Below are 23692 nucleotides of genomic sequence, written 5' to 3'. Positions count from 1 at the left end.
TAGCCTCAGCATAGCTGGCGAAAACGGAACGGGAACGCTATCTGATCGAACTCTTCACATGAACGGACCGGGCAAGGAACCGCGTGGCCGAAATTGACGCACGTTCAGAGGATGCTCTGAAGCACCAACGCCTGGGCCGGATCTCGTATCGCGCGTGGCGACGCGGCTTCCGCGAAGCCGACATGGTGCTGGGCCCCTTCACCGATCAGGTCGGTCCGACGCTCAGCGATGAGGAACTGGATCAGCTCGAGACCCTGCTGGATGAAGAGGATCAGTACCTCTACGCCTGGATCATCGAGAAGGAGCCGACCCCGCCTGAGTTCGACGGGCCGATGCTGGCGCGCATCCGGACATTCATGCGCGAGCACGTTGCGGCGGAAGTGGCCAAGGGTATCGGTTGATGAGTGAGGCGATGGCGCGGCGTGACGTCGAACTGGGCGGCGCGCCCGAGGGGCTGGACGCGTTGGTCGTCGCCGAACGGCTGAGGGCCCAGGGCGGCGTCGGTCTGCTGGTGGCGCGCGATTATCAGCGCGCGGGTAATTTCACCCAGACACTCGGCTTCTTCGCTAAGGACATTGAAGTTCTTGAATATCCGGCCTGGGACTGTCTGCCTTACGACCGGCTGAGCCCGACCGCTTCGGTTGCGGCGCAGCGGATGGCGACCCTGACGCGGCTGGCCCAGCGCGATCCGTCGGACGCCAGGCCGCTGCTGGTTGTCGCCACCATCGCCGCCGTGACCCAGCGGACGCCGCCGCGACAGGCCGTGAACGGGGCCGGGTTCGAGGGCCGCGTGGGCCGGGATCTGGATACGGCGGCGCTGGAACGCTACGTCTCAGCCAACGGCTATGTCCGCGCCTCGACCGTGTCGGAACGCGGCGAATACGCCATCCGCGGCGGCGTGATCGACGTCTTCCCGCCGGGCTTCGAGGAGCCGGTGCGTCTGGACCTGTTCGGGTCCGAGCTGGAATCCATCCGCGCCTTTGATCCCGAGACCCAGCGGTCGACCAAGCAGCTGAAGCAGGTCTCGCTGCTGCCGGTGTCCGAGGTGCTGCTGGACGCGCAAAGCATATCCCGGTTCCGCAGCGGCTATCTGAACCTGTTCGGCGCCGCGGGTGATGAGCCGATGTACGCCGCCGTCAGCGAGGGGGCTCGCCGTCAGGGGCTGGAGCACTGGCTGCCGCTCTTCTACGATCGGCTCGACACCCTGTTCAACTTTCTGCCGGATACGGCTCCTGTCTTCCTCGACAGTCAGGTCGAGCAGGCCCGCGCCGAGCGTTGGAGCCTGACGACCGACGCCTATGAGGCGCGCAAGGAAGCGGCCAAGGGCAAGGGCGGGGCGGCCTATCGCGCCCCGGCGCCGCGCAGCCTCTATCTGGACGAAGGCGAATGGAACAGCGCCCTGGCCGGTCGCGCCGTGCGCCGTCTGTCGCCGCTGGCCGCCGATGCGACGCGGGGCGGCGAGGACGCCGGCGGGCGTCTGGGCCACAGCTTTGCCGCTGAGCGCACCCAGGACAGCGTCAACCTGTTCGCCGCCGTGGCCCAGCACGCCGAGCGGTTGAAGGCCGACGGCAAGCGGGTCCTGTTCGCCTCGTGGAGCGAGGGCTCTTCCGAACGTCTGGCGGCCATGCTGTTGGATCACGGGCTGGAACACGTCCTGCCGGTGCGAGATTGGGCCGATGTGCTGGCCTCGCCGAAAGACATCTATCTGCGCGCCGTCCTGCCGGTCGAGCACGGCTTCGTCACGGACGAGGTCGCGGTGATTTCCGAGACCGACATCCTGGGCGACCGCCTGGCGCGGCCCCGGCGCAAGCGGCGGGCCTCCAACTTCCTGGCCGAGGCCTCGGCCCTGACCGCGGGCGATCTGGTCGTCCACCTGGATCACGGCATCGGGCGCTATGAGGGCCTGAAGACGCTGGAGATCCAGGAGGCGCCGCACGACTGTCTGGAACTGCTCTACGCGGGCGACAGCAAGCTGTACCTGCCGGTCGAGAACATCGACCTGCTGACGCGCTACGGAACCGACGCCGACGGGGTGCAACTGGACCGTCTAGGCGGCGCGGGTTGGCAGGGCCGCAAGGCCAAGGCCAAGGAGCGCCTGCGGGCCATGGCTGAGGGCCTGATCGCTCTGGCCGCCAAGCGCGCCATGCGGGTGTCCGACGCCATCGTGCCGCCGTCCGGCCTGTTCGACGAGTTCTGCGCCCGCTTCCCCTATGAGGAGACGGACGACCAGTTGAACGCCATCGGCGACGTGCTGGAGGACCTGGGCAAGGGCACGCCTATGGATCGTCTGATCTGCGGCGATGTCGGCTTCGGCAAGACGGAAGTGGCCCTGCGCGCCGCCTTCGTCGTGGCCATGACGGGCCAACAGGTGGCCGTCGTCTGTCCGACGACCCTCCTGGCGCGTCAGCACTACAAGACCTTCAGCGAGCGCTTCGCGGGCTGGCCGATCACCGTGCGGCACCTGTCGCGCATGGTCACGGCCAAGGACGCCAACGAGACGCGCGCGGGCCTGAAGGACGGCACGTTCGAGATCGTCGTCGGCACCCACGCCGTGCTGGCCGAGCAGGTCGGTTTCCGCGATCTGGGCCTGGTGATCGTCGATGAGGAGCAGCACTTCGGCGTCAAGCACAAGGAGAAGCTGAAGTCCCTGCGGGCCGATGTGCACCTGCTGACCCTGACGGCGACGCCCATTCCGCGCACCTTGCAGATGGCGCTGTCGGGCATCCGCGAGATGTCGATCATCGCCACGCCGCCGGTCGATCGTCTGGCGGTGCGGACCTATGTCACGCCGTGGGATCCGGTTCTGGTGCGCGAGGCCCTGCTGCGCGAGAAATACCGCGGCGGTCAGGCCTTCTATGTCGCGCCGCGCCTGAAGGAACTGCCGGAAATCGAGAAGTTCCTGCGCGAGCAGGTGCCCGAAGTGAAGTTCGTCGTCGGCCACGGCCAGATGACCCCGACCCAGCTGGAAGACGTGATGAGCGCCTTCTACGACGGCAGCTATGACGTCCTGGTCTCGACCACCATTGTCGAGAGCGGCATCGACATTCCGACGGCCAACACCCTGATCGTGCACCGCGCCGACATGTTCGGCCTGGCCCAGTTGCACCAGATCAGAGGCCGTATCGGCCGGTCCAAGGCGCGGGCCTTCGCCTATCTGACGACAGATCCCAAGCGCCCCTTGAGCTTGTCGGCCGAGAAGCGTCTGCAGGTGCTGCAGTCGCTGGACAATCTGGGCGCCGGCTTCCAGCTGGCCAGCCACGATCTGGATCAGCGCGGCGGCGGCAACCTGCTGGGCGATGAACAGTCGGGCCATATCCGCGAGGTCGGGGTCGAGCTGTATCAGCAGATGCTGGAAGACGCCGTCGCCGAATTGCGTGAGCAGGGCGAGGCCGTGGCCGACCGGGGCTGGTCGCCATCCATCAACGTCGGTGCGGCGGTATTGATTCCCGAGGCCTATGTGCCGGATCTCAATGTTCGCCTCAGCCTGTACCGCCGTCTGTCGGACGCCGAACGCAGCGAGGACCGCGAAGCCCTGGCCGCCGAACTGATCGATCGGTTCGGCCCGCTGCCGAACGAGGCGCAGCAGCTTCTACGCATCGTCGGCATCAAGGCCAACTGTCGCACGGCCTGCATCGAACGCATCGACATCGGGCCCAAGGGCGCGGTTCTGACCCTGCGCAACAACAGCTTCCCCAACCCGATGGGGCTGGTCGGTCTGATCCAGAAGAACCAGGCCTTCTGGAAGATCCGCCCCGATCAGAAGATCGTGGTGAAGGGCGAGTGGCCCACGCCCGACGACCGTCTGAAGGTCGCCGAGCGGATCACCGCCGATCTGGCGCGCGTTGCGGGAGCCGCTTAACCGCGCCCCTTGATCTGCCGAATGAGGGCGCCGAACAGATTGACGTAGTCGTCGGTCCAGGGCCGAACCTCGGTCGGGGCCAACTTGCGCCAGCGGCCATCGGCCTTGAAGTCGGCCAGGCCTTCGGCGGTCGGAGAGATGACCAGGGCCTCGGTCGAGGCCTCGGCCATTTCAGCGGCATCAGGTCGTTCGACGTAGATCTGATGCAGGTCGGCCGCGCCCAGCTGACGGGCGGCGGCGACCGCCGGCATGGTGATCTCGAGGTTGCGGTTGGACAGGTGCAGCACCACCACGCCGTCGGGTTTCAGCAGGTCCAGATAGCCCCGTATGGCTTCTACTGTCAGCAGATGGGTCGGCACGGCGTCGGAAGAGAAGGCGTCGATGACCAGAAGGTCATAGGTGCCAGGCGCTTCTCTCGCCATCGTCAGGCGAGCGTCGCCGAGGACCGTGCGGATCGGGCCATCGGCGCAATTCGAGATAAATGTGAACCACGACGGATCGCGTGACACGCGGTCGACCATGGGGTCGATCTCGAAGAAGGTCATCTCATCGGCAACGCGTTTATAGGCCGCCATGGCTCCTGAGCCCTGACCCACGATGCCGATCTTGGCGGCAGGGGAACGCCCCTGGATGCGCTGGGCCGCCTGACCCAGCGGTGTCGATGTCGCGTAGTACATGGTGGGGCTGCAGGCGAAGCCGGGCGCGCGGGCCTGGGCGCCGTGCAGGGTGGTGCCATGCATCAGCACATGGACATCGCCGCCCATGGCGTCGTCGCGCGTGATCGCCACGCGCATGACGCCGAAGAAGCTGCGATCGGACAGGTTCCAGTCATAGCCCCGGCCAATATGATGGGCGGACATGGTCATGACGGCGATGATGGCCGTGAACATCACGACTCGATCCCGAATTAGAAATGCGCAGACCGCGCCGACGCCGAGGATGAGCTGGGCCGTCTTCGTCAGACCGAATTCTGTGAAGACGCCGCGCATGGAGGGGCTGTAGCGCATCATCTCGAACAGCAGGGGCACGGAGATGGCGATGGTGAGGGCGGCCGCCATGAGCCAGATCTCGCGCTTGGCGGGACGACTGCCGAGCCAGGGCCGCGCCAGACAGGCCAGGACCAGCACCAGTGGATATTCCAGCACTGTCTCGAACACCGCGGGTGCGATCAGAGCGGTGAAGGCGCCGCCCACGACGCCGCCGAACGACATCAGGAGGTAGAATTCCGTCAACCGATCCGGCGCCGGACGACGCGCAGCCATCTGCTGATGACACATCAGGGTCGTAAAGAAGAAGGCCGCCAGGTGGAGGACGAGCAGAAGAATCCATTGACCGGTCGCCATGCCCACCAGGGCGGTGATCATGATGATGAGCGTCGCCTGCAACATCAGGGTGATGTGCAGCGGAATCCATGGCCGGGTCTGGAAGGCGATCACGAAGGTCAACAGATAGAGGGCCAGCGGGGCGACCCATAGGAAGGGCGCCGAGGCCACGTCGGTCGAAAGGTGGGCGGTGACTCCCAGCATCAGGCTGGACGGTGCAGCGGCCAGCAGGACCAGAATGCCTTTTTCGCGCCACGACAGGGGCGGGCTCACAGCCAGGGGGGCAGGTTCGGGCGTGTTCTGGATACGACGGCGCCAAACCACAGCCGCCAGTCCCACCACCAGCAGGAGGAACAGGACATAGCCGCCTGTCCAGCCTGTCCTCTGGCTCGACAACGACATCAGCGGCTCGATCAGGGCCGGATAGGCGAGCAAGGCCAGAAAGCTGCCAAGGTTGGAGGCGGCGTAGAGGACATAGGGATTCTGGCCATCGGCATGGCCGGCGCGCACGCGCGCGTACCAGGCCTGCAACAGCGGCGCGGTGGCCGACAGGACGGCGAACGGAGCTCCGACCGACAGGGCCAGGGTCGCCAGCAACCAGGCGCTAGGCGCAGCGGGATCAGGCTCGCCCAGCATGCCGCTGATCTGCAGCGGCAGGAACAAGGCTGCCGCCAGAAGCAGGGCGAGGTGGATCGCGGCCTGCCACTTCAATAACCGAACGCGCTGCAACAGGTGGGCGTAGCCGTAACCGATCAGAAGCGTGGTCTGGAAGAATACCATTGAGGTATTCCACACCGAGGGTGATCCCCCCAGCATCGGCAGGACCAGCTTGGTCACCATCGGCTGGACGACAAAAACGAGTGACGCCGACGTGAATATGGCGACGGCGAACAGCGCGGGTGTTATCGCGTCGCCCTTGCGAAGGGCCGTCGTCATGGTGGAATCGGTCATTAGCGATCCGCTGGCACTGGCGTTGTCGTCCGACTCGCCCCCTGGCGGCAGGTTTAGACCGACTCGCGGATGGAGCGCACAGTCATGTTGCCGCAAGATATCGAGGCGTCGGCGGCCGCCGTGATCCAGGCGGCGCTGAAGGCGGGGGTGATGGTCGCCACGGCGGAAAGCTGCACCGGGGGGCTGGTGTCCGCTGCGCTGACTGCAATCGCCGGCTCGTCTGCCGTGCTGGACCGCGGCTTTGTCACCTACAGCAATGAGGCGAAGGCCGAGCTTCTGGGTGTTTCTGACGCGCTGCTGAGCGAGTTCGGGGCGGTATCGGAGCCTGTCGCACGGGCCATGGCCATGGGCGCGGTCGCGCGATCAAGGGCCGCGGTGTCGGTATCGATCACCGGCGTGGCAGGGCCCGGCGGCGGTTCGGTCGAAAAGCCCGTGGGTCTGGTGCATTTCGCCGCCGTCGCCCGCGACGGCGCTGTGGTGCATGTCGCGCGACGATTTGGCGACATCGGGCGTGGAGAGGTGAGGATGGAAAGCGTCCGTATCGCGCTGGCTTTGCTTCTGGACGCGGTGTCGACTTGAGCGAGGTCCTCATCGATGCAAGAGGGCACCGCTGCCCGGTGCCGAGCCTGAGGCTGCGCAAGGCGATGGAAGGCCTGGCCCCCGGTGTTCGATTGACCTTGCAGGCGACCGATCCGATGGCCCGGATCGACGTGCCCTATCTGATGGCGGATCTCGGCGGGGTGGTCTGTGACGTCAGTGAGCAGGACGGGGTGCTGACAATCACAGTCGAGACTGGCGCCGCTCCGAAAGGTTGACGATCGATCCGGCGGTTTCGATTTCCGGCTCTTCCGGCTTCCAGGCGATTTCCAATTCGGTGGCGAAGGCGCCGCCATAAAAGATGGCGTTGACGTTCCACGACAGCCAGATCAGCAGCACCACGACAGCGCCGACCGAGCCGTAGGTCGCACCCAGTTGAGCGATCTGTTCAACATAGATGGCGCAGAGCCACGAGAAGAAGCTGGACATGACGGTGGCGATCAACCCGCCCATGATCGCCGCCTTCCACGCCACCCGGGTCGCATGGGACATGGCGTAGCGATAGAGCATGGTCAGGCCCAACCACAGGCCCAGCGCCGGCCATAGGCCGTCCAGAGGCAGGACCAGCAGGCCGACGGGATCCTGGGCATGGGTGTGCTCCAGCAGCCGTGAGGTCACGACCGCGCCAGAGACGATGGTGAACAGGACGAAGGCGGCCAGGGCGACGAGAAAGGCCAGCATGTTGAACTTGAAGAAGCCGTGCGGCTCCGTCTCGTCGTGAATCAGGTTGAGCCCCGCGAGCAAGGCCTTGAAGCCCCGGTGGGCGGCATAGGCGCCGATCACCAGCGCCAACGCGCTCTGCGCCGATACCGTGCGCGCCGAGGCGTTCGCCAGTCGGTCAATCTCGTTCAGGAAGATGGAACGCGCGGCGTGCGGCACGACGTCGGCAAGAGCCGCCGCCTGTTCGCTCACCTGACCGATTGAAAGGACAACCTTGTAAAAACCGATGAGGATGGCGATGGCGGGAAAGACCGCCAGCAGAGCGAAAAAGGAGACCCCGCCCGTATAGAGCATGACGTCACGCCCCCAACTGCGGGTAAAAGCGCGAACCGCCAGCTTGCCCCAGAAAAGGGGCAGGGCCGTCAATCGGATTTGTTGGTTCAAGCCAGGGCCTCGGCAGTCGTCAAAGCGACCGATTAACCTCATTCGGTCCAGGGTGGAACCCTAGGGCGGTTGCTTTGGGTTTGGTCCGTCGTCCGGCGCGCTTGCCATTGCTAGATCGGGGCCGTGGTCACTATCATGAGCCGTGCCTGGAGTATCGGCGTCGGGGGCGAGCCGTTCAGGCCGGGGGAGAGAAGTTTGGATTCCGATCCGCGCGTATTGATCGTCGCCGTCGACGACGCCTTGGTGGGGCCGCTGTGTGAAGGGCTGGACCGTCTGGGATGGCCCACCATGACAGCGCGGACGCTTGAGGCCGCATTGCATGCCCTGACCGACTTGACGGTTGACGCCGCCATTGTGGAGGCGCGCGGGCTGGACGGCCCGGCGGTTGTTGCACGGCTGAGAGATGCCGCAGCACCTCGCTATCTGCCAATCCTGCTCATCGACGCCGGGGAGGCCGCCACTAGCGGCGCGGATCTGACAATGTCGTCGCCGCCGCATCCGGCCCAGGCTGCATTGCGTCTGGATCAACTTACGCGGGCTGGGATCGCGGAAGAAGAATTCCGGCTGAGGCAGGCGACATTCGCCGCCCACGGCGTGACGCTGCAAGCACCCGATGTGGGCGAAACGCCCTTGCAGATCTTGACCGCAGGTGCGGCGGATCGCCGATTTCTGGCCCTGTCCAACGCCTTGATGGCGGCGGGGGCCGAGGTGGTCGCCGCGCCGACGCCCTACACAGCCTTTGACTACCTGCACGAGCGCGCCTTTGACGCCGCCATACTTTGGGGTGGCCAGGAACATGCGCCTGCGCTGTCGATCGCCTCTGGCATGAAGCGCAATACGCGTCTCTATCATATCCCGCTGGTCCTCTATCTGCGCGGCGCTGGCGAGGTAGAACTGGCCGATCTGTTCCGACGGGGTTTTGCTGACGTGGCGGCGGCGGAAACACCGGAGGACGAGACGGCCGGGCGGGTGCTGGCTCTGGCGCAAAACCATCGACGCCGTCAGGCGATTCGCCGCGCGCTGGATTCAGTGCGCGGATCGGATCTGATGGACGCCGCCACGGGCCTGTTCACGCGCGATCTGTTCGCATCACACCTGGCGCGGGTGGCCGAGGGCGCGCGGTCGCGCAATCGCGCCCTGTCGGTCTGCGTTCTGAGAGTAGCCGAGCGTGAGCCGGTGTCCCAGGCGCGCGGCGGCGGCTGGCTGGACCGGGCCATGCCTCAGATCGGCGCCATGGTGTCGCGTCTGGTGCGGGTCGAGGATACGGCCGCGCGTTTGGGGCCTGAATTGTTCGCCCTCGTGCTGCCGGCGACGGGCGGCGGCGCGGCGCGGCTGGCGGCGGAACGAATCTCGGCGGTCATCGCCTGTACGGCGTTCGACGCCGGCAAGGACCGCTCGCCATTCGTGGTCGAGTTCGACGTGGGCGTGGCCGAAATGCAGGAGAGCGAAACGCCCGCCGCCGTTCTGGAACGGGCGTCGGCCGACCTGCCAAGAAACTAGCCCGGCGTCTCTACCAGCACTACTGCCTGAGCGGCGAGGCCCTCGCTGCGGCCGGTGAAGCCCAGACCCTCGGTCGTGGTGGCCTTGACGCTGACCGCATCCAGCGGAAGGTTCAGCAACTCGGCAAGGCGCTCGCGCATGGCCTGACGGTGCGGCTTCACCTTGGGTTGTTCACAGATCAATGTGACGTCGACATTGACGATCCGCCCGCCGCGCGCAGCCACGCGCTCGGCGGCGTAAACCAGGAAGCGGTCGGAAGAAGCGCCCTTCCACTTCGGATCGCTGGGCGGGAAGTGGTCGCCTATGTCGCCGTCGGCGATGGCGCCGAGGATGGCGTCCGTCAGGGCGTGCAGGCCCGCGTCAGCGTCGGAATGACCGATCAGGGTCTGGTCGTGCGGGATCTCGACGCCGCAAAGCCAGACGGATGTACCCGGTCCCCATCGATGGACGTCATAGCCTTGGCCTATGCGGATGGTCTTGGGCAGCAGGGCCTCGGCCATGGCGAAATCCTCAGGATAGGTCAGTTTCATCAATCGGGCGTCGCCCTCGACCAGCCGGACGCGGCCCCCGGCGCGTTCGACCACGGCGGCCTCGTCAGTGGGGGCGTCGGCGTAGGTCCAGGCGGTATAGGCGTCGCGGATGGTCTTCAGGCGGAAGGCTTGCGGCGTCTGGGCGCGCCACAGGCCGTCGCGATCGACCCCGCCGACGACCAGGCCTTCGACGCCGCGACGCAGGCTGTCGGACACGGGCAGAGCGGGCAGGGCGCCGTCGGCCTCGTTCATGGCCTCCAGCAGGCGGTCGATCACGGCCGCGCTGAGGAAGGGGCGGGCCGCATCGTGGATCAGCACCGGAACATCGTCGGCGCACTCTAACGCGGCGAGACCGGCGCGAACCGAGCCGGCCCGCGTGGCGCCGCCTGCCACCGCTCTCCAACCCGACAGACCGATCAGGGCCTCGGCGGCGCGCGGCTCGGCGCCGGGGGCGACCACGACGACGACCGAATCGGCGCCTGCGGCCAGCAGGGCCTCCACCGACCAGCGCACCATCGGCCGGCCGCCGACGGCCCGCCACTGCTTGTCTCCACCGGCCCTGGAGCCCGAGCCGGCGGCCACTACGATTGCTGAGAATGCCATGTCGGCCTTCTAAGCGCCCCAGTTCCGCTTGACGAGAGGCTCAACAGTCGGCGGTAAGGGCGGCATGAACGCAGGATTGCAAATCGGAGACGTGCGGATCGCCGGGCGGGTGCTGATGGCCCCGATGACCGGGATCACGGACCTGCCGTTTCGGCTGCTCGCATCTAAGCTGGGCGCAGCCTATGTGGCCACAGAGATGGTGGCCTCGGCCGAACTGGCGCGCGGTCGGCCCGACGTGGTGCGCCGGGCCGCGGTCGGCGGCGGTCTGCCGCTGACGGTGATCCAGTTGGTGGGCCGCGATCCCGAGACCATGGCCGAGGGCGCGCGTATGGCCGAGGCGGCGGGCGCGGACATCATCGATCTGAATTTCGGCTGCCCGGCCAAGGAAGTGACCGGATCGGCCTGCGGCTCGGCCCTCATGCGGACGCCCGATCTGGCCTGTCGTCTGATGGAGGCGGCGGTCAAGGCTGTCAGCCGCCCGGTGACGGTCAAGATGCGGTTAGGCTGGGACGATGAGAACCGTAACGCCGCCGAGCTGGCGCGCCGGGCCGAGAGCCTGGGCGTCCAGGCGGTCACGGTCCACGGCCGCACCCGCAAGCAGTTCTATACGGGTCAGGCTGACTGGAGCGCAGTGGGCGAGGTCAAGGCGGCCGTGTCCTCAATCCCCATCATCGTCAATGGCGACATCATCACGGCAGACCAGGCGCGTGAGGCCCTGGCGCAATCGGGCGCGGACGCCCTCATGCTGGGCCGCGGCGTTTACGGTAGACCGTGGCTGGCGGCGCATCTTGACCGTGCGCTGGCCGACGGCACGCAGTTGCAGGAGCCGGGTCGCGAGGAGCGGCTGGACATTGTCGTCGAGCATCTGCGGGCCTCGGTCGCTTTCTACGGCCTGCCGCTGGGGCTGAAAATGTTCCGCAAGCACCTTGGTTGGTACGTCGAGCAGGCGCCCTGGCCGGAAGACCCGCTGGAACGGCGCGCGGCCAAGGCGCGGCTCTGTCGCCTGGATACGCCGGAGGAGGTCGAGCATGGGCTCTCGGCGCTTTGGTTGCCTGCGGTGGATCAATTCAGCAACTCGGGTGTTGAAAATCTGCCACAGCTGGTCGAAGCTGCGAGGTAATGACGGATACCCCCGCCACGCAGACTGAAGGTCAAAGCTCCGAGCGATCGCTCTGGGGGCGGCTTTCTGGCAGTCGCGTGCGGGCTCTGTTCGGCACGGCCTACGCCGTCGCCTTTCTGATCACGGCCGCAGCGATTTGGCTGGTCGCCATTGCGCCTGGCGCAACGGCGGGCGGCGACGCGCGCACGGCTGCTAGTCGCGCAGTCCTGTTCATCCTTCTGGGCAATCTGGTGCTGATAGGCGGCCTGGCGGCGGTGATCGGCGGACGCGTGCTGCGCCTGACGCAAAATCGAAATGATCCTGGAGCGCGGCTGCATCTGCGCTTCGTCACCCTGTTTTCGCTGGTGGCGGTCGTGCCGGCGGTTCTGATCGCTCTGGTGTTCGGCGTTCTGGTCAATCGAGGCGTGGATCAGTGGTTCAGCACCAATGTCCGTTCGGCGGTCGAAAACGGCGCCGAGATCGGGCGCGCCTATGTAGCCGACGTCGGCGCAGGACTGGAGGTCGATCTGGAGACCATGTCCACCGAGCTGGGCGGGGTGCGCACCCTTTTCGACAACCGGATCCAGTTTTCGCGTGCCTTGGCCCAGATCGGCGACTTCTTCGGCTATCCGGCGCTTTATATTCTGGACGGTGATGGCGCGGTGTTGGCCAGTGGTGAGCAGCCCGGCGCGCCGCCCTATGTCGCGCCGCCGCGCGAAGCCTTTGAAACCGTGGCGGCGGGCGAGGTCGCGCCGACGACCGTGACCGAAAACCCCGACATGGTGCGAGCCCTCTATCCGCTGCCCGACTACGGCAAGGCCTATCTCTATGTCGTGCGGCCGCTGGCTCCCGGCCTGATCCAGAGAATGCGTAATGGCGAGGAATCCATCGCCGCCTATCGAGCCGCTGAGGAAAGCCGGGCGCGGATCCAGGCGGCTTTTGCACTTAGCTATCTAGAGACCGCATTGCTGGTGCTGGTGGGGGCGGTCTGGCTGGCCATGTCGGCGGCGAGCTCGATTTCGGCGCCGATCGGCCGCCTGGTGAAGGCGGCGGATCAGGTGGCTGGCGGTGATCTGAGCGCCCGCGTGGATAACACGGGGGCCCCTTCCGAACTGGTCGTATTGTCCGAAGCCTTCAACCGGATGACGGGAGACATCATGGCTCAGCAGGCGGCGCTGAAGGCCGCCAGCGACGATGCTCAGGGGCGCAGCCGTTTCATCGAGACGGTGCTGTCAGGCGTCAGCGCGGGGGTCATCGGTCTGGATCGTCTGGGCCGGATCTCCGCCATCAACGATAGCGCCAGTCAGCTGTTGGCGGTCAGCGTCGCCGAGGTTCAAGGTCGTCTCCTGGCGGAGGTGGCGCCGGAACTGGCCGAGTTGTCCGAACGGGCGGAAGCGCATATCGAGGAAGACATCGATGTCAGCCGCTATGGCGAGACGCGCCGCCTGCGAGTCCGCATCGAAGGCGGGCAGGGCGGCGAGATGGTGCTTACCTTTGACGACATCACTCGTCTGGTGACGGCCCAGCGAAACGCCGCCTGGCGCGACGTGGCGCGCCGCATTGCTCATGAGATCAAGAACCCGCTGACGCCGATCCAGTTGTCGGCGGAAAGGCTTCGACGAAAATATCGCGCTCAGGTGGGCGACGACGTGGAAGTTTTCGATCGCTGCACAGAGACCATCATCCGTCAGGTCGGCGACATTGGCCGTATGGTGGACGAGTTCTCGTCCTTCGCCCGGATGCCCGCGCCGCGTTTCACCCGTGAGAACCCGGCCGAGATGCTTCGCGAGGCGGTCTTCGCCCAGCGTGTTGCGGCGGCGGACATCGGTGTGGAACTGATCGAGCCCCTGCCTGACGTGGTGCTGCAATGTGACGGCCGAATGGTCGGACAGGCCCTGGCTAACATCCTGAAGAACGCCGGCGAGGCCGTTTCCGCCAAGCGGCAACGGGAGCCGTCGCAAGCGGCGACGACGGGTATTATCGCGCGGCTGACGGTGGATGGAGGTATCGCCACCTTCGCCATCGAGGACGACGGGATCGGTCTACCCGCCAAGGATCGCGATCGTCTGACCGAACCCTACGTGACGACGCGCGAGAAGGGCACGGGCCTGGGCCTGGCCATCGTCAAGCGTATCTGTGAAGACCACGGCGGCGAGCTGAAGCTGGCCGACGCCGAAACATTGTCAGGCGCCCGCGTTTGCCTGATTTTTCCCCTGACCCAAGACAGCAAGGCTGCTCACCGTGCCCCCGGCGCGGCGCGAGCGGCGGAGTAGAGAGGCGTCATGCGCAATACCGGTGCCGACATTCTGGTCGTGGACGACGAAGCGGATATCCGCGAACTGGTCTCTGGCCTGCTCGAGGATGAGGGCCATTCGGTTCGCGTCGCCGCCAACTCGGACGAGGCCCTCGCCGCGATACGGGCGCGTAAGCCCTCGCTGGCTGTGCTTGATATCTGGATGCAGGGCGGGGGTCTGGACGGGCTGGAACTGCTCGACGTGGTCAAGGGTCTTGATGAGGACCTGCCTGTGGTCATGATCTCGGGCCACGGCAATATCGAAACCGCCGTCAGCGCCCTGAAACGCGGCGCCTATGATTTCATCGAAAAGCCGTTCAAGTCGGATCGGTTGGTGGTGGTGGTCGAACGCGCGCTGGAAGCCGCGTCTTTGAGGCGTGAAAACCGTCGTCTGCGGGCCCAGACCATGGCGCCGACAGGGCTCATCGGAAAATCTGCGGCGGCGCAGTTGCTACGGGGCACCATCGCCAAGGTTGCGCCGGCTAACAGCCGCGTCCTGATTTCTGGCCCCCCGGGCTCTGGCAAGGAACTGGTGGCGCGGCAGATTCACGACGCCAGCCCGCGCGCCAAATCCGAGTTCGTGGCCATCTCGGCCGCAGGGATGACGCCTGAACGTCTCGATGTCGAACTGTTCGGCGAGGAGGGCGGCGACGGGCGTCCCCGCAAGATCGGGGTGTTCGAGCGCGCCCACAACGGCACCCTCTATCTGGACGATGTGGGCGACATGCCTCGCGAGAGCCAGAGCCGTATCCTGCGTGTGCTGGTCGAGCAACGCTTCCGTCGCGTGGGCGGCGAGCAGGATGTGCAGGTCGATGTGCGTGTCGTGACCTCTACCGCGCGGGACCTGAAGATCGAAATCGCCGAGGGACGGTTCCGCGAGGATCTGTTCCACCGCCTCAACGTCGTGCCCATCCGAGTCCCGCCGCTGTCCGAGCGCCGCGAGGACATCAGCGAACTGATCGAATATTTCGTCGACAACCTGTCGGCGTCGCAGGGCTTGCCGCATCGTCGGGTGGCGGATGACGCCCTGGCGGTGCTTCAGGTTCATCCCTGGCCCGGAAATGTTCGCCAGCTTCGCAATAACGTCGAGCGGCTGCTGATCCTGGCGACGGGCGACCCGGACGAAGCGATCACCGCCGACATGTTGCCGCAGGAGGTGGCGTCGTCGGGCGGGGCCTCGTCGCTGGGCGCCGACCGCATCATCGCCCTGCCTCTGCGCGAGGCGCGCGAAGTGTTCGAGCGGGACTATCTGGCGGCGCAGATCATGCGTTTCGGCGGAAATATCTCGCGCACGGCCGCCTTCATCGGCATGGAAAGATCCGCGCTGCACCGCAAACTGAAGTCGCTGGGCGTTTCGCCCGCCCGCGGCGGAGACGACGAAGAGGGAGAGGGGGCCTGATGTCCAGAATTGCCTACGTCAACGGGACCTATCAGGCCCACAACGGCGCCACGGTTCACATCGAGGACCGCGGTTTCCAGTTCGCCGATGGCGTCTATGAGGTCTGGTCGGTATTCGACGGCAGGCTGGCCGATTTCGAAGGCCACATGAGCCGTCTGGCGCGCAGCCTGACCGAGCTGCGAATCCCCATCCCCATGACCGCTCAGGCCCTGGAGCGCGTGCTCAAGGAGACCATCCGACGCAACCGGGTGCGCAACGGCATCGTCTACCTGCAGGTCACGCGCGGCACTTCGCCGCGCGATCACGCCTTCCCGAAGGATACGCCGCCCAGCGTCATCGTCACCTCCAAGACCATCGACCTGTCCAAGGGCGAATCCCTGGCGGCCAAGGGCGCGGCGGGCGTGACCATGCCCGACATCCGCTGGGGCCGTTGCGACATCAAGACTGTGGGCCTGCTGCCCAACGTTCTGGCCAAGCAGGCCGCGCGTGAGAAGGGCGCCTATGAATGTCTGATGGTCGATGACATGGGCTTGGTGACCGAGGGTTCGTCCACCAACGCCTGGATCGTTGACGAGAACGGCAAGTTGCGCACCCGCGATACCCAGGCGAATATCCTGCGCGGCATCACTCGCACGGCCATTTTGAAACTGGTCGAGGCCGAAGGCATCGAACTGGACGAACGCCCTTTCAGCGTCGACGAAGCCAAGCGGGCAAGGGAAGTCTTCGTCACAGCGGCCAGTTCCTTCGTCATGCCTCTCGTGTCGCTGGACGGCGCGAAGATAGCGGACGGCAAGCCCGGCCCCATCGCGACGCGTTTGCGCGAAGTCTATCTTGAACAGGCGCGTCGAGAGGCCATTTAGGGCGTTGCCGCGACTGCGAAGGCGCGTCTAAGGTTACGTGCGGACCGACGAGTCCGCACCGGCTGCCAGCCGGCGAAAAAGAACCAAGAACAGGACCAACCTGCCATGTCGCAAGACAAACGACAAAACCTTCAGGACACCTTCCTCAACAGCGTCCGCAAGACCAAGACGCCGCTGACCATCTTTCTGGTCAATGGCGTCAAGTTGCAGGGCATCGTGACCTGGTTTGACAACTTCTGTGTGCTGCTGCGTCGCGATGGCCAGTCGCAGCTCGTCTATAAGCACGCCATTTCGACCATCATGCCCTCCGCGCCCGTGCAACTGTACGAGCCGGACGCTGAAGAAGACTGATTGACCTCCAAGCATATCGACCACACCGTCCCGCTGATCCGGGCGGTCGTCATTCATCCCGATCGCCGTTCAGACAGCCCTAGACTGGCCTCCGAACGGCTTGAGGAAGCGGCGGGCCTGGCCCGCGCGCTGGACCTCGACGTCCGCGCCGAAGAGATCGTGCGCCTGCGTTCCACCGCGCCCGCGACCCTGTTCGGCTCGGGCAAGGTCGAGGAACTGGCTTCACTCGTGCGCGCCGCCGACGCCGAGGCCGTCGTCATCGACGACGACCTGTCGCCGGTGCAGCAGCGCAATCTGGAGAAGGCGTGGGAGGTGAAGGTCATCGACCGCACCGGCCTGATCCTTGAGATTTTCGGACGTCGCGCGCGGACCAAGGAGGGGCGGCTGCAGGTCGAACTGGCCCGGCTGGACTATGAGCGCTCGCGCCTAGTCCGCACCTGGACCCACCTGGAGCGCCAGCGTGGCGGCACAGGCTCGACCGGCGGTCCGGGCGAAACCCAGATCGAACTGGACCGGCGCCTGATCGCCGACCGCATCGTGCGTCTGAAGGCCGAACTGGAAGAGGTGCGTCGCACGCGCGGTCTGCATCGCAAGGCCCGCAAGAAGGTCCCGTTCCCGTCGGTGGCGCTGGTCGGTTACACCAATGCCGGCAAGTCGACCCTGTTCAACCGGCTGACCGGGTCCGAGGTCTTCGCCAAGGACCTGCTGTTCGCCACCCTGGACACGACCCAGCGCACCATTCGCCTTCCGCAGGGCCGCCCGGCCATCATCGCCGATACTGTGGGCTTCATCTCCGACCTGCCGCACGAACTGGTCGAAAGCTTCCGCGCCACGCTGGAAGAGGTGGGCGAGGCCGACCTGATCCTGCACGTCCGCGACATCGCCTCCCCCGACAGCGACGCCCAGGCCAAGGACGTCGAGGCGGTGCTGGAGCAGATCCCGACGCCGGAAGGCAAGACCCGCCGCATCCTGGAAGTCTGGAATAAGACCGACCTTCTGGACGCCGACGTGCGAGAGGCGGTTCTGGGGCAGGCCGAACGTCTGGCGCGTGAGGGCAAGGCGGTCGCCGTCTCGGCCTGGACGGGCGAGGGGATCGAACCCTTGCGCGAGACCATCGCCGCCCTGATCGACGATGATCCCGAGACGCGCTTGACGCTGCAACCGGATCAAGGCGAAGCTCTGGCCTGGCTGTACGAGAACGGTCGCGTGACCTTCCGCGATACGGACGCTGACGGTCGGACCTATCTGGTTGTGAGACTGCACCCGGCGGCGCTTGGACGGCTGGAGCGGCTCTACCCCGACATCGTCGACTGATCCCATGCATGTGATCGAGACCATCCTCTTCCTGCTTCTGGCCGTGGTGCTGTCGGGCTGGGTGGCGCGGATCACGCGGATCGCCCTGCCTCTGGTGCAGATCGCGCTGGGGGCAGGCGTGGTCTTGATCACAGGCGAAGCGGTAGATCTGCGGCCTGACATCTTCTTCCTGCTGTTTCTGCCGCCGCTACTGTTCGTGGACGGTTGGCGTATCCCCAAGGAGGCCCTGTTCCGAGACCGGGTAGTCATTCTGGAACTGGCGCTGGGTCTGGTGGTCTTCACCGTCGTGGGCCTGGGCTTCCTGATCCACTGGATGATCCCGGCCATGCCGCTGACCGTGGCCTTTGCCCTGGCCGCCATCCTGTCGCCGACCGATCCGATTGCGGTCTCGGCCATCGCCTCGCGCTCGCCGATACCCAAGCGCCTGATGCATATCCTGGAAGGCGAGTCGTTGCTGAACGACGCCACCGGCCTGACCTGCATGCGGATCGCCGTCATTGCGGCCACGACCGGCGCCTTCTCTCTGACCAGCGCCGTTGGAACCTTCGCCTGGTTGGCGTTGGCGGGTGTGGCGGTCGGCGTGGCTGTGACCCTCGCTATCGGCTTGTTGAAGGGCTGGATCAGCCGTCGCTGGGGCGAGGACGTCGGCGGTCAGATCCTGATCAGCCTGCTGATCCCGTTCGCCGCCTATCTGGCCGCTGAGGCGGTCCACGCTTCCGGCATTCTGGCGGCCGTGGCGGCCGGCGTGACCATGAGCTTTACCGAGCGTCAGGGTTCGGCCATGGCGGCGACGCGCATCCGGCGCGCCGTCGTCTGGGACACGGTGCAGTTCGTGGCCAACGGTCTGATCTTCGTCATCCTGGGTGAACAGATGCCGTCGATCATGGCGCGCGCCGCCGAGGTTATCCAATCGACCCATCACAAGGAGGTCTGGTGGCTGGCGGTCTATGTCGTCGCCATCGTGGCGGCGCTGGCGACCCTCCGCTTCGTCTGGGTGTGGACGTCGCTGAAGCTGACACTGTTCCGCAAGCGCGGCAAGAACGCGCCGCCCAAGGTCGGCTTGCGGCTGGTGGCCGTCATGTCGCTGGCGGGGGTGCGCGGCGCCATCACGCTGGCGGGCATCCTGACCCTGCCGTTTGTGTTAGGCGACGGCACGCCAATGCCCGCTCGTAACTTGGCTATCTTCCTGGCGGCGGGGGTGATCATCGTCTCCCTGGTGCTGGCGACCGTGGCCTTGCCGCGACTGCTGAAGGGCATCGAACTGCCGCCCGAGCCGTCGCATCTGGAGGAAGAAGATCGTTCGCGCGTCGCCGCCGCCTCGGCCGCCATGCGGGCTATCGAAGATCGGCAGCACGCCATGGCCGAGGGGCGGAACAACCCGGACCTTTATGCCGAGACGGCCGCCCGGTTGATGGAAGTCTATCGTCAGCGCATCGAGGCGCGCACTCATGTCGAGGGGGATGACGTCACGCTGGCCCGGCAGGCGGATGAGATCGAGCGTCACCTTCGTCTGGCTGGTCTCGGGGCGGAACGCGCGGAACTGGTGCGGCTGGGACGGATGCGACTGGTCGATGAAGAGACAGCACGCAAGTTGATCCGCGAGGTGGACCTTCAGGAACTGCGCTACGTCTGAGGCTCGGTTGCGATCCAGGCTCCCAGGTCAGCATAGCTGTGGAACACCTGATGCGCGCCTGCGCTTGCAAGGCCCTCAGCATGACCGTTGCGAACGTGTCCGCCGGCGCACAGCCCGGCAACCGTCATACCCGCCGCAACGCCTGCGAGGGCGCCGGTCGGGCTGTCCTCTATCACCAGCGTGCGGGACGGGGCCACGTTCATCACCCGGGCAGCGAACAGGAACAGGTCGGGATGCGGCTTGCCCCGGTTAACGTGGACGGCAGCGCTGAAAATCGGTCCGTCGAAATCCTCATAAGCATTGAAGCGGCGCAGGCCCATTTCGATCCAGTCAGGCGGGCTGGACGACGCAATGCAGCGGCGCTCGGACCGCGCATCTAAAAAGGCTTCGAAGCCAGCGACACTTCTGAGCTCGCGTCCTGCGCGCTCATGACAGCGCCGGGTCCATTCTTCACGCACCCCAGGCGGGCAGGGCACGCCTAGCCGCTCGGTTATGATAGCTTCGCAATCCAGCCACCGCTTGCCGAGATAGCTGGCCAAGGCGTCATCCAGTGACGTCGGCAGGCCGATTTCGCTGAGCAACTCAGCCATGATGGCGTTGTTCAGCAACTCGCTGTCAGCAATGACGCCGTCATAGTCGAAGATTATGAGGTCAAACGGACCGTTCATCCCGCCCCTTTGGCTGCCTTCTCCGCCGCCTTGGCGGCGTCCCACAGGGCGTCCATTTCGGCCAGGTTCGACTGTTCCGGGGTGCGGCCGTCCTTGGCCAGTGCGGCTTCGATGAAGCCGAAGCGGCGGATGAATTTGGCGTTGGCGGCGCGCAGGGCGTCTTCGGGTTCGACCTCCAGCTTGCGCGCCAGGTTGGCGACGACGAACAGCAGGTCGCCCAGTTCCTCGCGCGCCTTGTCCTTGTCGCCGGCGGCGATCTCGACGCGCAACTCCTCGACCTCCTCGGCCAGCTTGTCGAAGACCTCGTCGGTGGAGGGCCAGTCGAAGCCGACGCGGCCCGCGCGCTTGGTCAGCTTGGCGGCGCGGGTCAGGGCGGGCAGGCCGACCGGAACATCGTCCAGCACGCCGTGCTGCGCCTTGGCCTGGCGCTCTGCGGCCTTGATGTCCTCCCATCGGGCCTTCTGGGCCGAGCCGCTGGGCTTGGCGTCTTCCTCGCCAAAGACGTGCGGGTGGCGGCGGATCAGCTTGTCGGCCATGGCGTCGGCCACGTCGTCAAAGGCGAAATGCCCGGCTTCTTCGGCCATGCGGGCGTGGAAGACGACCTGAAACAGCAGGTCGCCCAGTTCGACCTTCAACTCCTCCATGTCGGCGCGCTCTATGGCGTCCGCGACCTCGTAGGCCTCCTCGATCGTATAGGGGGCGATGGTCGCGAAGGTCTGCTCCACGTCCCAGGGGCAACCGCCGTTCGGATCGCGCAGGCGAACCATGATCTCTTTCAGGCGGTCGACGGATTGGGTCATTCAGGCGGTCCCGGCGTCGCGGGCCGCCAGGGCCGCGCGGATTTCATCGTGCCGCTGGGGCGTCAGGGGATAGCCCTTCAGCACCCAGGCGGCCGCCGCCAGTAGCAGGCCCGGGACGGCGATGAACAGGATTTGCAACGCCAGCAGCGAAAACTCGCTGTTGCCCTCAGGTCCCGGCAGAGCCTTGAACCCCACCCATTGCAGGATGAGGTAGGGGACCAGGGCCACGACGTGGCCGATCTTGGTCGTGGCCGACAGGATGGAGAACATCAGGCCGGTGCGGTCCACGCCCGTCTCCAGGCGAACCTCGTCGCCTGCGTCCGCCATCATGGCCCGCAGCAGGAACAGACCCGCTGCATAGGGCAGGCCGGCGATGAACATGACCACGGCGGTCAGGGCGAAGTTGCCGCCGGGGACCAGGGTGGCGGCTATATAGAGGCCGGCGAAGATCAAGCTGGCCACGGCCAAAGCGCGGTCCTTGCCGATCCTGGTCGCCAGCCAGGCCCATATCGGCGCCCCGACCAGCCCCGCCACGAAATAGAACAGCATGAAGAGCGACGCCTGGGTGTGGTCGTAACCCTTGATCTGACCGAAGAAAAAGAACAGCAGGGAGCCGGTGATGCCGGGGGCGACGCCCAGCAGCAGGTCGGCGATCAGCAACTGGCGCACCGTCTTCATCTTGAACAGGGCCAGATAGGCCTTGGGCCCGCCATGCGGCGCAGCGCCGACGTTCATCGGTTCCGGCACGACAAACATGGCGAGACCGATGGTAACGGGCAGGGCGATCAGGATGGCCCAGCCCATGATCCGCACGCCGTCGGCGTAGTCGCCGATGCCGGTCTTCACCACCACGGTCGGCAGGATCAGGATCAGGATGACGCCGATGATGTTGAACACCTGCCACCAGCCATAGACACGGCTACGCTGGTCGTATTGCGGCGCCAGAACCGCCGCCCAGCCCAGCTGGCCCAGAGTGCCGATGGAGAAGCCGAGGTAGAGGACCAGCAGCCAGGCGAACAGATAGGCGGGGCCCGCGCCCGGCTGGACCAACACGAACATCATCAGCGCCGACAGCATCAGGATCGGCGTCGAGACGATCATCCAGGGGCGATAGCGGCCGAACCGCGTCTTGGTCTTGTCCATGCCCCAGCCGATGAAGGGGTCGAAGATGATGTCGATCAGCCGCACCGCCATGAAGACGGCGGCCACCACGCCCAACTCCAGCCCGACGTGCGTGGCGTAGAATTCCGGCAGGGTGACGGGCAGGGCGACGCCGAAGGCCGCCAGCGGCAGGCAGGGCCCCGAAAAGGCGGCCAGAATAGCGTTGGAGCGACGGGGAGCGTCAGCGGCGGCGACAGATGACATCAGGGGTCCGAACATGGTCGGCCTGAGTCGGCCGCAGCTTCACCATGCCGGTTTTCTGCCAACAGGCGAAGACGCCCTTGCGGTTCCCGGGAAGCTGAGGCCTGCTGTCCCTATGTCAGTGCGATTTGCGATCCTTGCTGCGGCGTTTTTCGTGGCTCTCGGCGGCGCCGGAGCGGCGAAGGCCGACGCCCAGATTTGCGACCGGCCCACAAGCGCCTGGGACAGCGCGGCCCAGGCCAACGGGATTTCGCTCTACACCCTGGAATGGTCGCCGTTCGGGGCGCCGGAATGGGGATGGGAGACCTATACGCCCCTGATCCAGCGCGAGATCGGGTCGCCGTGTGATCCGGCGTCGCCCGCCTTCGCCGAGGCCCTGGCCGGGTTTCAGGCGCGCTATGGACTGGTGGCGACGGGCCAGTTCGATCAGCCGACCTTCCAGGTGTTTCGCGGTCTGTGGCAGGAGCGGCGCCCCTTCGTCATGGCGCGGGTGAGGGGGGAATGTCCCGAGCCGCCGCCGATCAGCCTGCTGGCCTATCTGTCGCCGCAGGAAGAGCATGCCGAGAGGATGACGCGTCTGCTGCGCCGCGACGTGCTGGACGCCTATCGTCGCATGGCCGCCGCCGCCCGCGCCGAGGTGCCCGCCATCGCCGCCGATCCCGAACTGATGCAAATCTTCTCGGGATTCCGTGACCCAGAGGCCGACGCCGCGCGATGCGCCGCACAAGGGAACTGCGACGGCCTGCGTCGCGCCGCCTGTTCGCCGCATCGGACCGGAACGGCGATCGACATTCATGTCGGCCATGTCGCCGGCATGGGGGTGGATTCCACCGACCCGATGAGCCGTCGCCATATGGCTCAGGGACCAACCTATCGCTGGCTGGTGGCCAATGCTTCCCGTTTCGGGTTCACCCCCTATGTGTTCGAGCCTTGGCATTGGGAGTGGACTGGCGATGATACGGCCGCTGGCGGACGGTGAGGCGGCGCTGGCGCGCGAGGTCTTCGGTGCGGCGCTGAGGCTGGACGATATCCGCTTCCTGGGTTCGCTCTGGCCGTTCGACCGGGCCTTTGTGCCGGGCCGCTGGTTCAGCCGTGAATGGATCGTCTGGCCGAAGAAGACGCTGGAGCCCGACTTGTCGCGCGCACCGCTGCGGACCCAGGCCGTCTTCGTTCATGAACTGGTCCATGTCTGGCAGGCGCAGAACGGTCTGAACCTGCTGATGAGCAAGCTTCGGGCGGGCGACGGGCCCGCCGCCTACGCCTATCCGCTGGACGACCTGTGTGAGTGGAGCGGGCTGAACATCGAGCAACAGGCCATGGTGGTCGAGCACCGGTTCATCCTGTCGCGCGGCGGACGGGCGCCGGCCGATCAAGCCTTTTACGATCGGGTCTGTCCTCTGGCCCGCCGCATGGAAATTTGACGACGGGGTCTTGCGGCGCTGCGACA

At 66.1% G+C, this 23692-nt stretch carries 20 protein-coding genes; 14 read left to right on the top strand and 6 right to left on the bottom strand.

Annotated features, from left to right (window positions below; translation table 11 throughout):
• Positions 1–83 precede the first annotated feature (83 nt).
• Both ACOZBP_RS02815 and mfd read left to right on the top strand, forming a co-directional pair.
• Complete coding sequence (locus ACOZBP_RS02815) at positions 84–401, top strand: succinate dehydrogenase assembly factor 2 (protein ID WP_422674941.1); 318 nt, start codon at positions 84–86, stop codon at positions 399–401.
• A gap of 11 nt (positions 402–412) precedes the next feature.
• Positions 413–3859, top strand: a complete 3447-nt coding sequence (mfd, locus tag ACOZBP_RS02810) for a transcription-repair coupling factor (RefSeq protein WP_422674940.1) — start codon at positions 413–415, stop codon at positions 3857–3859.
• Here the strand turns inward: mfd and ACOZBP_RS02805 are convergent.
• Positions 3856–6132 carry a spermidine synthase gene (locus ACOZBP_RS02805; protein ID WP_422674939.1) on the bottom strand — a complete coding sequence of 759 codons (2277 nt, stop codon included), beginning with the start codon at positions 6130–6132 and terminating at the stop codon, positions 3856–3858. The genes mfd and ACOZBP_RS02805 overlap by 4 nt on opposite strands.
• An 84-nt stretch (positions 6133–6216) precedes the next feature.
• Between ACOZBP_RS02805 and ACOZBP_RS02800 the strand changes: the two genes are divergently transcribed.
• Entirely contained in the window at positions 6217–6711 is a 495-nt protein-coding gene (locus tag ACOZBP_RS02800; RefSeq protein ID WP_422674938.1) for a CinA family protein, read from the top strand.
• Complete coding sequence (locus ACOZBP_RS02795; protein WP_422674937.1) at positions 6708–6947, top strand: sulfurtransferase TusA family protein; 240 nt, start codon at positions 6708–6710, stop codon at positions 6945–6947. The genes ACOZBP_RS02800 and ACOZBP_RS02795 overlap by 4 nt, the downstream gene beginning before the upstream one ends.
• On the opposite strand, the gene ACOZBP_RS02790 is transcribed toward ACOZBP_RS02795, so the two are convergent.
• Entirely contained in the window at positions 6913–7743 is an 831-nt protein-coding gene (locus ACOZBP_RS02790) for a YihY/virulence factor BrkB family protein (RefSeq protein WP_422675477.1), read from the bottom strand. The genes ACOZBP_RS02795 and ACOZBP_RS02790 overlap by 35 nt on opposite strands.
• Positions 7744–8028: 285 nt before the next feature.
• On the opposite strand from ACOZBP_RS02790, the gene ACOZBP_RS02785 reads away from it, so the two are divergent.
• The gene (locus tag ACOZBP_RS02785) at positions 8029–9333 is read left to right on the top strand and encodes a diguanylate cyclase domain-containing protein (protein WP_422674936.1); all 1305 of its coding nucleotides are present in this window, start codon (positions 8029–8031) and stop codon (positions 9331–9333) included.
• On the opposite strand, the gene ACOZBP_RS02780 is transcribed toward ACOZBP_RS02785, so the two are convergent.
• Positions 9330–10466 carry a bifunctional 2-C-methyl-D-erythritol 4-phosphate cytidylyltransferase/2-C-methyl-D-erythritol 2,4-cyclodiphosphate synthase gene (locus ACOZBP_RS02780; RefSeq protein ID WP_422674935.1) on the bottom strand — a complete coding sequence of 379 codons (1137 nt, stop codon included), beginning with the start codon at positions 10464–10466 and terminating at the stop codon, positions 9330–9332. The two genes, ACOZBP_RS02785 and ACOZBP_RS02780, sit on opposite strands and share 4 nt — an antisense overlap.
• 64 nt (positions 10467–10530) lie before the next feature.
• Between ACOZBP_RS02780 and dusB the strand changes: the two genes are divergently transcribed.
• The 7 genes from dusB to ACOZBP_RS02745 all read left to right on the top strand — a co-directional run bounded on the left by dusB (position 10531) and on the right by ACOZBP_RS02745 (position 19415).
• Positions 10531–11586 (top strand): tRNA dihydrouridine synthase DusB, encoded by a 1056-nt coding sequence (gene dusB, locus ACOZBP_RS02775; RefSeq protein WP_422674933.1) that lies wholly within the window; start codon positions 10531–10533, stop codon positions 11584–11586.
• The gene (locus tag ACOZBP_RS02770) at positions 11586–13838 is read left to right on the top strand and encodes an ATP-binding protein (protein WP_422674932.1); all 2253 of its coding nucleotides are present in this window, start codon (positions 11586–11588) and stop codon (positions 13836–13838) included. Before dusB ends, ACOZBP_RS02770 begins: the two co-directional genes overlap by 1 nt.
• Positions 13839–13847: 9 nt before the next feature.
• On the top strand, positions 13848–15257 hold the full coding sequence (locus ACOZBP_RS02765) for a sigma-54-dependent transcriptional regulator (RefSeq protein WP_422674931.1): 1410 nt from the start codon (positions 13848–13850) through the stop codon (positions 15255–15257).
• The gene (locus ACOZBP_RS02760) at positions 15257–16117 is read left to right on the top strand and encodes a D-amino-acid transaminase (RefSeq protein ID WP_422674929.1); all 861 of its coding nucleotides are present in this window, start codon (positions 15257–15259) and stop codon (positions 16115–16117) included. The genes ACOZBP_RS02765 and ACOZBP_RS02760 overlap by 1 nt, the downstream gene beginning before the upstream one ends.
• Before the next feature lie 105 nt (positions 16118–16222).
• Positions 16223–16468, top strand: coding sequence for an RNA chaperone Hfq (gene hfq, locus ACOZBP_RS02755; protein ID WP_003164861.1), 246 nt, complete (start codon positions 16223–16225; stop codon positions 16466–16468).
• On the top strand, positions 16469–17782 hold the full coding sequence (gene hflX, locus ACOZBP_RS02750) for a GTPase HflX (RefSeq protein WP_422674927.1): 1314 nt from the start codon (positions 16469–16471) through the stop codon (positions 17780–17782).
• Between the two features lie 4 nt (positions 17783–17786).
• Positions 17787–19415 (top strand): Na+/H+ antiporter, encoded by a 1629-nt coding sequence (locus ACOZBP_RS02745; RefSeq protein WP_422674926.1) that lies wholly within the window; start codon positions 17787–17789, stop codon positions 19413–19415.
• Here the strand turns inward: ACOZBP_RS02745 and ACOZBP_RS02740 are convergent.
• From ACOZBP_RS02740 to ACOZBP_RS02730, 3 genes are read right to left on the bottom strand one after another with little or no spacing between them, the layout of a single operon-like run.
• Complete coding sequence (locus tag ACOZBP_RS02740; protein WP_422674925.1) at positions 19406–20083, bottom strand: HAD family hydrolase; 678 nt, start codon at positions 20081–20083, stop codon at positions 19406–19408. The genes ACOZBP_RS02745 and ACOZBP_RS02740 overlap by 10 nt on opposite strands.
• A complete protein-coding gene (mazG, locus tag ACOZBP_RS02735; RefSeq protein WP_422674924.1) occupies positions 20080–20883 on the bottom strand; it encodes a nucleoside triphosphate pyrophosphohydrolase in 804 nt (267 codons plus the stop codon). The genes ACOZBP_RS02740 and mazG overlap by 4 nt, the downstream gene beginning before the upstream one ends.
• The gene (locus ACOZBP_RS02730) at positions 20884–22248 is read right to left on the bottom strand and encodes an MFS transporter (RefSeq protein WP_422674923.1); all 1365 of its coding nucleotides are present in this window, start codon (positions 22246–22248) and stop codon (positions 20884–20886) included.
• 151 nt (positions 22249–22399) lie between these two features.
• Here ACOZBP_RS02730 and ACOZBP_RS02725 point away from each other — a divergent pair, with 151 nt between their 5' ends.
• Positions 22400–23224, top strand: a complete 825-nt coding sequence (locus ACOZBP_RS02725) for a D-alanyl-D-alanine carboxypeptidase family protein (protein WP_422674922.1) — start codon at positions 22400–22402, stop codon at positions 23222–23224.
• A complete protein-coding gene (locus ACOZBP_RS02720) occupies positions 23199–23666 on the top strand; it encodes a hypothetical protein (RefSeq protein WP_422674921.1) in 468 nt (155 codons plus the stop codon). Before ACOZBP_RS02725 ends, ACOZBP_RS02720 begins: the two co-directional genes overlap by 26 nt.
• The last annotated feature ends 26 nt before the right edge of the window (positions 23667–23692 follow it).

Origin of the sequence: Brevundimonas sp. NPDC058933 (genome assembly GCF_049315965.1) — a bacterium.
Taxonomy (GTDB): domain Bacteria; phylum Pseudomonadota; class Alphaproteobacteria; order Caulobacterales; family Caulobacteraceae; genus Brevundimonas.
Note: the sequence above shows the minus strand (reverse complement) of the source record. Positions and strands in the feature narration are given on the sequence as shown.

Coding starts and splice junctions, on each gene's coding strand:
- mfd (WP_422674940.1), top strand. CDS start 413: ATGGCGCGGCGTGACGTCGAACTGGGCGGCGCGCCCGAGGGGCTGGAC.
- ACOZBP_RS02805 (WP_422674939.1), bottom strand. CDS start 6,132: ATGACCGATTCCACCATGACGACGGCCCTTCGCAAGGGCGACGCGATA.
- ACOZBP_RS02800 (WP_422674938.1), top strand. CDS start 6,217: ATGTTGCCGCAAGATATCGAGGCGTCGGCGGCCGCCGTGATCCAGGCG.
- ACOZBP_RS02790 (WP_422675477.1), bottom strand. CDS start 7,743: ATGCTCTATACGGGCGGGGTCTCCTTTTTCGCTCTGCTGGCGGTCTTT.
- ACOZBP_RS02780 (WP_422674935.1), bottom strand. CDS start 10,466: ATGGCATTCTCAGCAATCGTAGTGGCCGCCGGCTCGGGCTCCAGGGCC.
- dusB (WP_422674933.1), top strand. CDS start 10,531: ATGAACGCAGGATTGCAAATCGGAGACGTGCGGATCGCCGGGCGGGTG.
- ACOZBP_RS02770 (WP_422674932.1), top strand. CDS start 11,586: ATGACGGATACCCCCGCCACGCAGACTGAAGGTCAAAGCTCCGAGCGA.
- ACOZBP_RS02765 (WP_422674931.1), top strand. CDS start 13,848: ATGCGCAATACCGGTGCCGACATTCTGGTCGTGGACGACGAAGCGGAT.
- ACOZBP_RS02760 (WP_422674929.1), top strand. CDS start 15,257: ATGTCCAGAATTGCCTACGTCAACGGGACCTATCAGGCCCACAACGGC.
- hfq (WP_003164861.1), top strand. CDS start 16,223: ATGTCGCAAGACAAACGACAAAACCTTCAGGACACCTTCCTCAACAGC.
- ACOZBP_RS02745 (WP_422674926.1), top strand. CDS start 17,787: ATGCATGTGATCGAGACCATCCTCTTCCTGCTTCTGGCCGTGGTGCTG.
- ACOZBP_RS02740 (WP_422674925.1), bottom strand. CDS start 20,083: ATGAACGGTCCGTTTGACCTCATAATCTTCGACTATGACGGCGTCATT.
- mazG (WP_422674924.1), bottom strand. CDS start 20,883: ATGACCCAATCCGTCGACCGCCTGAAAGAGATCATGGTTCGCCTGCGC.
- ACOZBP_RS02730 (WP_422674923.1), bottom strand. CDS start 22,248: ATGTCATCTGTCGCCGCCGCTGACGCTCCCCGTCGCTCCAACGCTATT.
- ACOZBP_RS02720 (WP_422674921.1), top strand. CDS start 23,199: ATGATACGGCCGCTGGCGGACGGTGAGGCGGCGCTGGCGCGCGAGGTC.